This window comes from Bacillus sp. CPT56D-587-MTF, assembly GCF_058792335.1.
Genome location: NZ_JBYTEF010000001.1, coordinates 4,045,536 through 4,059,163, shown reverse-complemented (window position 1 = coordinate 4,059,163; position 13,628 = coordinate 4,045,536). Strand labels below are relative to the sequence as shown.

General features: G+C 37.1%; 13 protein-coding genes and 2 pseudogenes. 11 read left to right on the top strand and 4 right to left on the bottom strand.

Annotation, left to right across the window (positions count from 1 at the left end; genetic code table 11):
- Positions 1-2: 2 nt before the first annotated feature.
- Positions 3-1,109, top strand: coding sequence for a quinolinate synthase NadA (gene nadA / locus AC3WVZ_RS20880; RefSeq protein WP_100650950.1), 1,107 nt, complete (start codon positions 3-5; stop codon positions 1,107-1,109).
- Between the two features lie 225 nt (positions 1,110-1,334).
- Positions 1,335-1,491: pseudogene (gene safA, locus AC3WVZ_RS20875) on the top strand (SafA/ExsA family spore coat assembly protein); the annotation flags it as partial.
- Between the two features lie 1,784 nt (positions 1,492-3,275).
- Here safA and AC3WVZ_RS20870 read toward each other — a convergent pair.
- Positions 3,276-4,645, bottom strand: a pseudogene (locus tag AC3WVZ_RS20870) (IS1182-like element ISBth7 family transposase); the annotation flags it as partial.
- Between the two features lie 240 nt (positions 4,646-4,885).
- Here AC3WVZ_RS20870 and AC3WVZ_RS20865 point away from each other — a divergent pair.
- Positions 4,886-5,530: a YhcN/YlaJ family sporulation lipoprotein gene (locus AC3WVZ_RS20865; protein ID WP_001093536.1), complete on the top strand. Its 645-nt coding sequence runs from the start codon at positions 4,886-4,888 to the stop codon at positions 5,528-5,530.
- Positions 5,531-5,563: 33 nt separating this feature from the next.
- On the opposite strand, the gene AC3WVZ_RS20860 is transcribed toward AC3WVZ_RS20865, so the two are convergent.
- Complete coding sequence (locus AC3WVZ_RS20860; protein ID WP_065211818.1) at positions 5,564-5,998, bottom strand: branched-chain amino acid ABC transporter substrate-binding protein; 435 nt, start codon at positions 5,996-5,998, stop codon at positions 5,564-5,566.
- 429 nt (positions 5,999-6,427) lie between these two features.
- Here AC3WVZ_RS20860 and AC3WVZ_RS20855 point away from each other — a divergent pair, with 429 nt between their 5' ends.
- The gene (locus AC3WVZ_RS20855) at positions 6,428-6,958 is read left to right on the top strand and encodes a BofC C-terminal domain-containing protein (RefSeq protein ID WP_000871192.1); all 531 of its coding nucleotides are present in this window, start codon (positions 6,428-6,430) and stop codon (positions 6,956-6,958) included.
- Between the two features lie 14 nt (positions 6,959-6,972).
- Here AC3WVZ_RS20855 and AC3WVZ_RS20850 read toward each other — a convergent pair whose 3' ends face one another.
- Entirely contained in the window at positions 6,973-7,884 is a 912-nt protein-coding gene (locus AC3WVZ_RS20850; protein WP_233935334.1) for an ABC transporter substrate-binding protein, read from the bottom strand.
- A gap of 188 nt (positions 7,885-8,072) precedes the next feature.
- Here AC3WVZ_RS20850 and ruvA point away from each other — a divergent pair, with 188 nt between their 5' ends.
- The 6 genes from ruvA to yajC are packed head-to-tail and all read left to right on the top strand — an operon-like array spanning position 8,073 to position 12,406.
- Positions 8,073-8,690: a Holliday junction DNA helicase RuvA gene (ruvA, locus tag AC3WVZ_RS20845; protein WP_000464511.1), complete on the top strand. Its 618-nt coding sequence runs from the start codon at positions 8,073-8,075 to the stop codon at positions 8,688-8,690.
- 5 nt (positions 8,691-8,695) lie between these two features.
- Positions 8,696-9,697: a Holliday junction branch migration DNA helicase RuvB gene (gene ruvB / locus AC3WVZ_RS20840; RefSeq protein ID WP_000344449.1), complete on the top strand. Its 1,002-nt coding sequence runs from the start codon at positions 8,696-8,698 to the stop codon at positions 9,695-9,697.
- Positions 9,694-9,894 carry a DUF2905 domain-containing protein gene (locus AC3WVZ_RS20835; protein WP_000138162.1) on the top strand — a complete coding sequence of 67 codons (201 nt, stop codon included), beginning with the start codon at positions 9,694-9,696 and terminating at the stop codon, positions 9,892-9,894. Before ruvB ends, AC3WVZ_RS20835 begins: the two co-directional genes overlap by 4 nt.
- A gap of 19 nt (positions 9,895-9,913) precedes the next feature.
- Positions 9,914-10,966, top strand: coding sequence for a tRNA preQ1(34) S-adenosylmethionine ribosyltransferase-isomerase QueA (gene queA / locus AC3WVZ_RS20830; RefSeq protein ID WP_000354014.1), 1,053 nt, complete (start codon positions 9,914-9,916; stop codon positions 10,964-10,966).
- 12 nt (positions 10,967-10,978) lie between these two features.
- Positions 10,979-12,118, top strand: a complete 1,140-nt coding sequence (tgt, locus tag AC3WVZ_RS20825; RefSeq protein ID WP_000125365.1) for a tRNA guanosine(34) transglycosylase Tgt — start codon at positions 10,979-10,981, stop codon at positions 12,116-12,118.
- 27 nt (positions 12,119-12,145) lie between these two features.
- Complete coding sequence (gene yajC / locus AC3WVZ_RS20820) at positions 12,146-12,406, top strand: preprotein translocase subunit YajC (protein ID WP_000991115.1); 261 nt, start codon at positions 12,146-12,148, stop codon at positions 12,404-12,406.
- Positions 12,407-12,442: 36 nt separating this feature from the next.
- Here the strand turns inward: yajC and AC3WVZ_RS20815 are convergent, their stop codons facing one another.
- Positions 12,443-12,826 carry a TIGR04086 family membrane protein gene (locus tag AC3WVZ_RS20815; protein WP_000349148.1) on the bottom strand — a complete coding sequence of 128 codons (384 nt, stop codon included), beginning with the start codon at positions 12,824-12,826 and terminating at the stop codon, positions 12,443-12,445.
- A 103-nt stretch (positions 12,827-12,929) separates the two neighbouring features.
- Between AC3WVZ_RS20815 and AC3WVZ_RS20810 the strand changes: the two genes are divergently transcribed.
- Positions 12,930-13,577 (top strand): DUF421 domain-containing protein, encoded by a 648-nt coding sequence (locus AC3WVZ_RS20810; protein WP_000454833.1) that lies wholly within the window; start codon positions 12,930-12,932, stop codon positions 13,575-13,577.
- Positions 13,578-13,628 lie beyond the last annotated feature (51 nt).

The following is a 13,628-nucleotide window of genomic DNA, read 5'->3' as shown; positions in this document are numbered from 1 at the left end:
ATATGAGTATTTTAGAACAAGTACAGCCAATTGAAACGATGTTACCAGAGCGTTATTACACGATGTCAACGGAAGATATGGAAAAGCGTGTTCGTGAAATTAAAGAGAAAATGGGGAAAATGTTATTCATTCCAGGGCATCATTATCAAAAAGATGAAGTGGTACAATTTTCAGATGCAGCAGGAGATTCACTTCAGCTTGCACAAGTTGCAGCGAGCAATAAAGACGCAAAATATATTGTGTTTTGCGGGGTGCACTTTATGGCGGAAACAGCAGATATGTTAACGACAGATGATCAAGTTGTCATCTTACCAGATATGCGTGCAGGTTGTTCGATGGCGGATATGGCAGATATTGAACAAACAGAAAGAGCATGGAAAGAGCTCACGAAATTATTTGGAGATACGATGATTCCGTTAACATATGTGAACTCTACAGCTGCAATTAAAGCGTTTTGTGGTCGTAACGGAGGAGCAACAGTAACATCTTCTAATGCAAAGCAAATGGTATCTTGGGCGTTTACTCAAAAAGAACGTCTTGTCTTTTTACCAGACCAACATTTAGGGAGAAATACAGCGTACGATTTAGGTATCCCGTTAGATAAAATGGCAGTATGGGACCCACACACAGATTCATTAGAGTACGATGGGGATATAGAAGAAATTCAAGTGATTTTATGGAAAGGGCATTGTTCTGTTCATCAAAATTTTACAGTGAAGAACATTGAGAGCGTACGAAAAAATCATCCTGATATGAATATTATTGTACATCCAGAATGTTGCTATGAAGTTGTAGCTGCTTCAGATTATGCAGGCTCAACGAAATATATTATTGATATGATTGAATCAGCGCCATCTGGTAGCAAATGGGCGATTGGTACAGAAATGAATTTAGTGAACCGAATTATTCAGCAACATCCAGATAAAGAAATTGTTTCACTTAATCCATTTATGTGTCCGTGCTTAACGATGAACCGAATTGATCTGCCTCACTTGTTATGGACACTTGAAACGATAGAAAGAGGAGAAGAAATTAACGTTATTAGCGTAGATAAACAAGTAACGACAGAAGCGGTTCTTGCATTAAATCGTATGTTAGAGCGTGTGTAAAGCAACGGTATTCCCGTTGCTTTTTTTCATACATATAATCATAACGAGAACGAAATGGGCATACATTGTTTTGAAGAAATCATTGTGGTTCTTTATGCTTATTCCGCTTCGAATGATATTGAAAATCGAAGAAGTGATAAAAGTGAAAAGAAGTTAATGTTATTTAGAAAGAGTTACTTCATGAGATTTGTTACTTATAGATAAGTTATACAGGAGGGGGAAAATTTGAAAATTCATATCGTGCAAAAAGGGGATACTCTTTGGAAAATTGCGAAAAAGTACGGAGTGGATTTTGACACGTTGAAAAAAACAAATACACAATTTAGTAATCCAGATTTAATTATGCCAGGTATGAAAATTAAAGTGCCATCCAAGAGTGTTCACATGAAACAACAGGCTGGAGCAGGTTCAGCGCCTCCAAAGCAATACGTAAAAGAAGTGCAGCAAAAAGAATTTGCAGCAACACCAACTCCGCTTGGAATAGAAGATGAAGAAGAAGTTACGTATCAATCAGCACCAATTACACAGCAGCCAGCTATGCAACAAACACAAAAAGAAGTGCAAGTAAAACCGCAGAAGGAGATGCAGGTAAAGCCGCAAAAAGAAGTACAGGTGAAACCACAGAAGGAGATGCAGGTAAAGCCACAAAAAGAAGTACAGGTGAAACCGCAAAAAGAGGTGCAAAAAGAACAGCCAATTCAAAAAGAAAAACCGTCTGTTATTCAAAAACCACCTGTGATAGAAAAACAAAAACCGGCGGAAAAAGAAAACACGAAGTTTTCGGTAAATGTATTACCGCAGCCGCCACAACCACCAATAAAACCGAAAAAAGAATATAAAATTTCAGATGTAATAAAAAAAGGAAGCGAGTTAATTGCTCCTCAAATTAGTAAAATGAAACCTAACAATATCATTTCTCCGCAAACGAAAAAAAACAATATAGTATCGCCGCAAGTGAAGAAAGAAAATGTAGGAAATATAGTATCGCCGCAAGTGAAGAAAGAAAATGTAGGAAATATAGTATCGCCGCAAGTGAAAAAAGAAAATGTAGGAAATATAGTATCGCCGCAAGTGAAAAAAGAAAATGTAGGGAATATAGTGTCACCGCAAGTGAAAAAAGAAAATGTAGGGAATATAGTGTCACCGCAAGTGAAAAAAGAAAACGTAGGGAATATAGTATCGCCAAATGTATCGAAAGAAAATGTAGTGATTCCACAAGTCATACCGCCAAATATTCAAATGCCAATCATGGATAACAACCAGCCACCGAATATAATGCCAATCATGGATAACAGCCAGCCACCGAATATAATGCCAATCATGGATAACAACCAGCCACCGAATATAATGCCAATTATGGATAACAACCAGCCGCCGAATATAATGCCGATTATGGATAACAATCAAATGCCGAATATGATGCCGATTATGGATAACAATCAAATGCCGAATATGATGCCGATTATGGATAACAATCAAATGCCGAATATGATGCCGATTATGGATAACAATCAAATGCCGAATATGATGCCGATTATGGATAACAATCAAATGCCGAATATGATGCCGATTATGGATAACAATCAAATGCCGAATATAATGCCGATTATGGATAACAATCAAATGCCGAATATGATGCCGATTATGGATAACAATCAACCACCCAATATGATGCCCTATCAAATGCCGTATCAACAGCCCATGATGCCGCCGAATCCGTATTATCAACAACCAAATCCATATCAAATGCCATATCAGCAAGGAGCGCCGTTTGGACCGCAATATACGTCTATGCCCAACCAGAATATGATGCCAATGGATAATAATATGCCGCCGCTTGTGCAGGGTGAGGAAGATTGTGGATGCGGAGGAGAAAGTAGACTATATAGTCCACAACCAGGCGGTCCGCAATATGCGAATCCTTTATATTACCAACCAACTCAGTCTGCATATGCACCACAGCCAGGAACGATGTATTATCAACCAGATCCACCGAATGTATTTGGAGAGCCCGTTTCAGAAGAAGAGGACGAAGAAGAAGTTTAAAAAGGCGGGAGTATTCCCGCCTTTTTTACAGAGTGTTGGGAAACCCTTTAGGGTTCCCAACACTCTGGAATCTTTTTTGATTTTAGCGAATAAAAACAACATAAAATAATAGAATTTTAAAAAATAGCCCTCCACCTGACCCTTTTTGGTCAGGTGGAGGGCTATTTTTTTCATGTTTTGACAAGCTGCGGTGAGATAAGCTTGCATTTGGACAGACTTCAGCCCTCGAAACCGGGCATAGCGGTAGCCATGTAGTTCTTTGGCGTCTGCAAAGCTTCGCTCTATAGTGGAACAGCGTACTTTATACAACCTTTTCCCTGTAGCTGTTAGCTTGTTTTTTCTAGCAATATCCTTATATTTCTCCCACACATGATGAGTGATAACTTTTTGTTTTTGTTTCTTTGAAAAGCACACCTCACGTAACGGACAAACAGCGCAGTCTTCTGGATTCGATTTGTATTGACGGTATCCTTCACGATCAGTTGTTACATATTCTAGAATACATCCCATCGGACAAGCGAAAACATTCATTTCTTCTACATATTTAAATTGGCTTTTCGGTACTTCTTTATTCCGTTTTCCAAATCGGCGATACCCCATCACCATAAATATATTCCGTTCTGATAGTTTCTTACAGATATATCCTGTAAAATAGCCAGCATCAAGGGCAACAGCTTCTACTTTGAAGTCGAATTTATCAATCTGAGCTTGGAGGCGTGCTAAATACGGCTCGGAATCTGCCATATTTCCAGCCGTTACATAGGTATCTGTAATAATATTGTACTTCGCATCAGTCGTACGATGATCCAAGAAATGAAAACCATTTGGTTTTCCATCTCTCATTAAAAATCCACTATCTGGATCCGTTGTACTTATACGAGTTTTTTTGGTAGGGGTATCACTTTCCTTTCTAGGTTTTAATTCTTTTTTCCATGTACCTCACGATCTTCGATTACCGCAGCTTCTAGCTCGTCTATATAAAACTTTGCTTTTTCTTTTTTATATTTATGTACAAATTTATTTTTATTGGCATTGGCCTTAATATGTGTAGAATCTGTCATCAGTGCACGTCCTCCTACCATCCGGTGCTCCGTCGCTTGTCTCACAATCTCATCAAAAATTTCTTCGAAAATATTTGTATGAATAAAACGAGTACGACGATTCCAACTGATTGTAGAGTGATCCGGAATAGTATCCGATAGAGAAAACCCTAAAAACCAACGGTAGGCAATATTCGTTTTAATTTCCTTTTCCAATTGACGCTCAGAACGAATACCGTAAAAATATCCAATAAACATCATCTTAAATAAAACAATAGGATGAATGGACGGGCGTCCATTGTTTTCACAGTAATAAGGGCGTAACTTCTCTTCAATAAAATCAAAACTAATTGTCGCTTCAATTGCACGAAGGAAATGATCTTGTGGAACCAACTCTTCTACAGAAACAGATACACGCTCATCACGATGATTTTTTAAAGCACCCATCATAAAAAATCTCTCCTTTTCCTCTTTTTTATCAGTGTTGACACATAAAAAGAGGTTCAGACACAAAAACAGGCTGTGGAGAAGACTTTCTCCACAGCCTGTTAATTAAGAAAATGAAGTTTTTTTATGAAGTGCTAGAAAATTCCCAGTGAAATATTAACAGTGTAAAAACCTTCTCGGTTACTCATCATAAGAGGGAGCTTTTCAGTAGAGAAGCTCATTCTAACAGAGGGGGTTTTTGTATTGAATACGAAAGTAAAAGTGATTGCTGCTTCTTTGTTAGTTACCAGTGCATTAGCTGCATGTGGTACACCGAAAGATAACAATGCAATGGATGGACGTAACTACAATTACGAGCGTACATCTTATAATGATACACACCAGTATCGTGATAATGTGACACGTAATGATCGTTATACAGATTATGTAACATATAGAAATGGTCGTAACGATACAGGATACAATTATTATCGAGATGTAAATTACAATGGACAAATTGCTAATCCGCATCCAACTCGTAATATTACAATGAACAATTCATACATTAACAATGATGGTAAAACAGCTGAAAGAATAACAAATCGTGTGAAACGTATGAATAACGTAGACCGTGTGTCTACAGTTGTATATGGAAACGATGTAGCGATTGCGGTAAAACCACGTAACACAGTGACAAATGAAACGGCGATGGCTAACGAAATTCGTCAAGCTGTTGCAAATGAAGTTGGAAACAGAAACGTATATGTTTCTGTAAGAAATGATATGTTTACTCGTGTCGATGCAATGAGTACGCGTCTACGTAACGGTACAGTTACAAACGATTTTAATCGTGACATAGTGAATATGTTCCGAGACATTCGTTACGGTTTAACTGGTACAGTGCGATAACAAAACAAAAGAGGAAGGGATAGCCCTTCCTCTTTATTCATCGTTGTCTTGTAAGCGACGTTTTTTAATAAAATAACTAACGGAATAAGAAACTAAAAAGCATATGAAAAGAATACTACCTGTTGAAATAGCTTCAAATAGAGGTCTTTCTGGACTGAAAGTAATATAAATAATAGCCGTAACGATTCCTACAATAAGGGAGTGGAAGACAAGTTTGTAATAAGGAGTTAACTGTATTTCCTTTTCGCCTTCTTCTACATCGATTGAAACACTTAACTGTAAATAAGCAAGTAAAATACTTGTAAACATAAATAATAGCCACAATGGAGATTTCGTAATTTGATCAATGCCTTCAGTGAAACCGATATAGCCTAAAATTCCAACTACGCCAATGTATTGAAAAAGAAAGACAATACGTATGTTTTTTAACATTTGAAGAATGAGGCGTTCATCCTTTATTTTTTTCATAATATTCATCCCCTGCTTATTATGATTTCGCTGTCACATTAATTGTAACATATATATTGCAATTATCAATTTATAATTTACATAAAATAATTTGGATGAAAGAGGAAATAAAATATTTTTATAAACATGTTGCACTTATACTTTATTAATGTTATATTAGCAAAGCGATGAGCTAATTTACGTAAGACGAGAGATATGCTTAAGTGCTAAACACGCGAATGTGGTCGCCTGGTCTCTCGCCGTAAACGCATCAAGACGCCTGCTTTGCAGGCGTCTTTCATTTTATATAAAAGTAAATGATACATGCAGATGAGGTAAACCCTTATCTGCATTTTTTATTTTTCGAAAGAAATGTAATATGGATAAAACCCCCATTTCCGGAAAAACTACTAATGAAAGTATGATCTTGCCTAAAAGAGGTGAACGGAAATGAAATGGATACTGATTGCGATGCAAGCTTTCGTTATGATGTTTTGTTTCGTTTATGGAACGAATGTGAAGGCGGAAGGGCCAGTACCAGAAGTAACGAAAAAAGAACCTGAGGTTACAATTTTATTAGAGCGTATGTATGTTGATGGCGAAGTAAGCGAAGAAATACTTACAGAAAAAGTGACGGATTTAGAAAAGTTTTTACAGCAGTATAAAGAATGGCAGCTCGTTGATCGTGATGATGTACAAATTGTATTGCAAAAGAAAGTTGATGATATTTCTCCGTTATTGAAAACGAGCGGGTATTTTGGTGTTTCAGAGGAAGGGATATTACAAATTTTCAAAGGTGTACCGAAAAGTGATAATGCGATCCATTCTTTCTTTCAAATTGATATGAAAAAGCTTGAGAGCTATGAACGTGCGAAATTGAAACGTGGCATTCGTATTAAATCAAAAGAAGGTTTTGTGAAGACGATTGAAAAAATGAAGCAATACGCAGTTCAAAGTAAGAAAAAAAGCAGCTCATGGTGAGCTGCTTTTTTTTCTTATTTGTTTTTAGCTAAAATTTCTTTTGCGATTTCATCAATTAGCATATCTTTTCCGATTGGATTGAATGCTTTCGTATTGAAGACTTCATTTGATACTTCATATACGTGATTATTTTTAACTGCTTTATTGTCTTTCCAAACGGCACTGTTTTTGTAGTCTTCGTAAACTTTATCAGCTTCGCCGCCGAAGTTTACAATAAACATTTGGTCAGGCTGGAATGCAACTAGACCTTCTAGTGATACTTGCGCCATCGTTTGTTTTAAATCCGTACCTTTTGTTGCTGGAAGTTTTAAGTCATTAAAGATGATGTCACCGTATCCGAAGCTACCGTATACACGGAAGTTTTGTGGTGTAACTGCAACGAACATAAAGTTCTCATCTTTTGTTTTCTCTTTAATTTTTTTAGATAAAGAGTCTGCTTTCTTCTCTTCGTCAAATAGCTTACCTACTTCTTTAAACTTACCACGCCAGTCTTCTAAGTTTGTTTCTAGAACAACTGTAGGTGCAACCTTTTCTAGTTGATCATAAATTTTTAATTGACGGTTGTTTAAAATAATTAAGTCTGGTTTTAAAGCAGTAACAGCTTCTAAATCAACTTTAGGTGCCCAGTACCAACCTACTGCTTTTACTCCATCTAACTTGTCTGTTAAGTGATTTTGGATTTTATCTTTATATGTATTTGCTGTACCAACAGGTTTGTGTCCAAGAAGTAATAGTTCTTCTGTTGATTCAGATAAGTCAACAATTCTCTTTGGATTTACTGGAATTGTAGCTTCACCTTTAGCATGTTTTACAACTTTTGTTTTCGGTTGTTCTTTTGCCTTCGATTCTTCTTTTTGAGAAGAACAGCCAACGATAGAAAGAACAACGAGCATAATAGTAAATAAAATAAATAGCTTACGTTTCATCCTGATGTAACCCCTTTAATTAGTATTGATAATCATTATCAACTTCTGTATATTAAGGTGCTTTAACCTTTCTGTCAATGGAAAATAACAGAAGTTTCAAGTGGAGAACATTTGTTGGGGCAGTCTCGCTTTTCTATCATTAAATATGTTAAAATGGAATACATGATTTAAGAGGGAGAGATCGTATTTTGTTTGAATATGTTACAGGTTACGTGGAGTATGTAGGGCCGGAATATGTCGTAATTGATCATAATGGAATTGGTTATCAAATTTTCACACCAAATCCGTATGTATTTCAAAGAAGTAAGCAAGAAATCCGTGTCTATACATATCATTATGTGAGAGAAGATATTATGGCACTTTACGGGTTTAAAACACGTGAAGAGCGTTTATTATTTACAAAGTTGTTAGGCGTGTCTGGCATTGGGCCAAAAGGAGCTCTTGCAATTTTAGCTTCTGGTCAAACAGGACAGGTCGTTCAAGCGATTGAGCATGAAGATGAGAAGTTTTTAGTGAAATTCCCAGGCGTCGGAAAGAAAACAGCACGCCAAATGATTTTAGATTTAAAAGGAAAACTAGCAGATGTCGTACCAGATGCATTTGTTGATTTATTCTCAGACACAGAACGTTTTGATGAGAAGAAAGGTTCATCAGCTGAGCTTGATGAGGCACTGGAAGCTCTCCGCGCACTTGGATACGCAGAACGCGAAGTTTCTCGTGTTGTACCAGAGTTATTAAAAGAATCATTAACGACGGATCAGTATATTAAAAAGGCACTTAGTCTTTTACTAAATGGTAAGAGGTGAGTATAATGGACGAACGTCTCCTTTCAGGGGAATCTGCATATGAAGATGCGGATTTAGAATATTCATTACGGCCACAGACGCTCCGTCAGTATATTGGCCAAGATAAAGCAAAACATAATTTAGAAGTATTTATTGAAGCGGCGAAAATGCGTGAAGAAACGTTAGATCACGTGCTTTTATATGGACCACCAGGTCTTGGTAAAACGACGCTTGCGAATATTATTGCCAATGAGATGGGCGTTAATGTTAGAACAACTTCAGGTCCCGCAATTGAAAGACCAGGAGATTTAGCTGCTGTATTAACAGCGCTTCAGCCAGGGGATGTATTATTTATTGATGAAATTCATCGTTTGCATAGATCAATTGAAGAAGTATTGTATCCTGCGATGGAAGACTTTTGCCTTGATATTGTAATTGGAAAAGGGCCTTCAGCACGTTCTGTACGCCTAGATTTACCGCCATTTACATTAGTTGGAGCAACAACACGTGCTGGAGCATTATCGGCACCGCTTCGTGACCGCTTCGGTGTACTTTCAAGGTTAGAGTACTACACAGTAGATCAGCTTTCTGCGATTGTTGAACGTACAGCAGAAGTATTTGAAGTTGAAATCGATTCGTTAGCTGCATTAGAAATTGCAAGACGTGCTCGTGGTACACCTCGTATTGCGAATCGTCTTTTAAGACGTGTACGTGATTTCGCGCAAGTTCGTGGTAACGGAACGGTTACGATGGAAATTACACAAATGGCATTAGAATTGCTGCAAGTAGATAAATTAGGTCTAGATCATATTGATCATAAATTACTGCTTGGTATTATTGAGAAATTCCGTGGCGGTCCAGTTGGATTAGAAACGGTTTCAGCAACAATTGGAGAAGAATCTCATACGATTGAAGATGTGTATGAGCCGTATTTATTACAAATTGGCTTTTTACAACGAACGCCAAGGGGCCGAATTGTAACGCCGCTTGCGTATGAACATTTCGGAATGGAGATACCAAAAGTATGACGGAGATGCCAAAGCTGCTTATTACAGCCGGGATCTTACTCATCGTTGTTGGATTAGCTTGGAAGTTCATTGGAAGGCTTCCAGGCGATATTTTTGTGAAAAAAGGAAACGTTACCTTTTATTTTCCTATCATTACATGTATTGTGTTAAGTATTGTATTATCTTTTATTATGTATATAATAAATCGATTTAAATAAGAAATAGGTGGATATAGCTATGGATATAAATCTGTTTGATTTTCATTTACCAGAAGAACTTATTGCACAAGTCCCGTTAGAAGATCGTGAAACATCAAGATTAATGGTGTTAGACCGTGAAACAGGTGATATTGAGCATAAACATTTTACGGATATTCTTTCTTACTTACATGAGGGGGATTGCTTAGTTTTAAATGAAACGAAAGTTATGCCTGCTCGTTTGCACGGTGTGAAAGAAGATACAGGCGCGCACATTGAAGTACTTCTTTTAAAACAAGAAGAAGGTGATAAGTGGGAAACGCTTGTAAAGCCAGCGAAACGTGTAAAAGAAGGAACTGTTATTTCTTTTGGCGAAGGGAAATTAAAAGCAACTTGCACAGGAACTGCAGATCAAGGTGGACGCCAGCTTGAATTTTCATATGATGGCATCTTCTATGAAATTTTAGATGAACTTGGGGAAATGCCGCTTCCTCCATATATTAAAGAGACGCTGGAAGATCGCGATCGCTATCAAACAGTATATGCGAAAGAAATCGGTTCAGCAGCAGCGCCGACTGCGGGACTTCACTTTACAGAAGAGTTACTTGAGAAGTTAAAGCAAAAAGGCGTTCAGTTAGCATTCATTACACTTCACGTAGGACTTGGAACATTTAGACCAGTTTCTGCAGACACGATTGAAGAACACCATATGCACGCAGAATATTATCATATGTCTGAAGAGACAGCGGCATTATTAAATCGTGTGAAAGAGAATGGTGGACGTATTATTACTGTAGGTACGACATCAACTCGTACGTTAGAAACAATTGCAACAGATCATGACGGTAAGCTCTGCGCCGCTTCTGGATGGACAGATATTTTCATGTATCCGGGATATGAATTTAAAGCAATTGATGGTTTAATTACAAACTTCCATTTACCGAAATCAACATTAATTATGCTTGTAAGTGCATTTGCAAATAGAGATAATGTACTTCATGCTTATAATGAAGCAGTAAAAGAAAAATATCGTTTCTTTAGCTTCGGTGATGCAATGTTCGTTGCATCTCACGCTAAAATGAGAAACAAATAAAAGGAGTAAGTTATGACAGCAATTCGTTATGAATTTATTAAGACATGTAAACAAACGGGTGCCCGTTTAGGTCGTGTGCATACGCCGCACGGTTCATTTGATACACCAACATTTATGCCAGTTGGTACACTTGCAACAGTTAAGACAATGTCACCAGAAGAATTAAAAGCAATGGATTCTGGTATTATTTTAAGTAATACGTATCATTTATGGCTACGTCCAGGTCATGAAATTATTCGTGAAGCAGGCGGCTTGCATAAATTTATGAACTGGGATCGTGCAATCTTAACAGACTCTGGTGGTTTCCAAGTATTCAGTTTAAGTGACTTCCGTCGTATTGAAGAGGAAGGCGTTCACTTCCGTAATCACTTAAATGGAGATAAATTATTCTTATCACCAGAAAAAGCGATGGAAATCCAAAATGCATTAGGTTCAGATATTATGATGGCATTTGATGAGTGTCCACCATTCCCAGCTACTTTTGAATATATGAAGAAATCTGTAGAGCGTACGAGCCGCTGGGCAGAACGTTGCTTAAAAGCGCATGAACGTCCGCAAGATCAAGGTTTATTCGGTATTGTACAGGGCGGGGAGTACGAAGAGCTTCGTCGTCAAAGTGCGAAAGATCTTGTTTCAATGGACTTCCCTGGTTACGCTGTAGGTGGTTTATCTGTTGGTGAACCGAAAGATATTATGAACCGTGTTCTTGAGTTTACAACACCACTTCTTCCAGATAATAAGCCTCGTTACTTAATGGGTGTAGGTTCTCCTGACTCGTTAATCGATGGCGCAATTCGTGGTATTGATATGTTTGACTGTGTACTTCCAACTCGTATCGCTCGAAATGGTACATGTATGACAAGTGAAGGTCGCCTTGTTGTAAAAAATGCGAAATTCGCAAGAGACTTCGGTCCGCTTGATCCAAACTGTGATTGCTACACATGTAAAAACTACTCACGTGCGTACATTCGTCACTTAATGAAATGTGATGAAACGTTCGGAATTCGTTTAACGTCTTATCACAACCTTCATTTTCTGTTAAACTTAATGGAGCAGGTGAGACAAGCTATTCGTGAAGACCGTCTTGGCGATTTCCGCGAAGAGTTCTTTGAACAGTATGGCTTTAATAAACCGAATGCTAAAAACTTCTAATACATAATTTAAAAGGAGGAACAAAAGATGAATGCAGGTATGATGAATATCGTTATGATCGTTGCGATGTTTGCGATTTTCTATTTCTTATTAATTCGCCCGCAACAAAAACGTCAAAAAGCAGTTGCTCAAATGCAAAGTGAGTTAGCAAAAGGTGATGCTATCGTAACAATCGGTGGTTTACACGGTACAATCGAATCAGTAGATGAGACAAAAATCGTTATTAAATCTGGTGGTTCACACTTAACTTTCGATCGCAATGCGATTCGTGAAGTTGTGAAAAACTAATGTGGAAGGCCCTGCATGAAATGTGCAGGGCCTTTTTTAGTTACTTTGCTTTGACATATTTACACCGAAAATACCACCGAGTGTACTCGCCCCCATTAATGCTAATTGATATAGTAATTGTGAGTTCGATAAGGTTTGAGAAAAGCCTAAATAGTTAACTAGAAAGACGAGTATAGTGAACGTGAGCCCTGTTGTGAAACCTACTAGCCAACCTTTTCCTTGAGCCTTTTTGCCGGCAGTAAATCCAGACATAAGCATAGATAAAAGAGCGAGTATAAAAATAGTAACGGTTAATGTCCCTTCATTTATATTCGTAAACTTTAATAAAAGAGCCATAATCATACTAGTAATAGATGCGAGAATTAGTAGCGTAACAATACCGAAGCCAATTGCAGTTGATAATTTTTTCGTTCCATCCATTTATGCATTTCCCCTTTTTAATACAAGCATATTTTCCTTTTGCTCAAGTTAGACTAGTTTCTTTTTTATAGGGGAGTCTATACGTAAAAAAGGAGATGTAGAAATGGAATGGATATCGGTAATTGGACGGACAATGCTTTTGTATATCATCATCTTAATTATTTTTCGTCTTATGGGTAAACGTGAGATAGGAGAGCTAAGTGTATTAGATTTAGTCGTATTTATTATGCTTGGAGAAATGGCTGTAGTAGCAATTGAAAATACCGATAAATCACTTTTGCATCAATTAGTTCCGATGACTTTTCTTATGTGCATACAAATCATTTTGTCAGTCATTTCATTAAAGTTTCAACGATTTCGGCATTTAATAGAAGGTGAACCAGCAATTATTATTAATGCAGGAAAGATTGATGAAAAAAAGATGAGAAACCAACGATATAATATTGATGATTTAATGATGCAATTAAGGGAACAAGGAGTTGGAGATATTCGGGATGTAGAATATGCTATTTTGGAACCGTCTGGGAAGTTATCTGTCTTTCAAAAACAAAAAAATAAACAAGATACATTGCAGTTTACGCTTCCTCTTATTATTGATGGAGAAATTCAATCTAGTCATTTACAAATGATTGAGCATACAGATGAATGGCTTATTGAGAAATTAAAAAACTTAGGTTATAACGATATAACACAAATTTTATACTGTAGTTTTCAAAATGGACAATTTTTTGTTGATGTAAAAGAAAATTAGAGACTTATCCTTTGGAAGAGTAAGGATGATTAGTATAACTAATAATCAGTG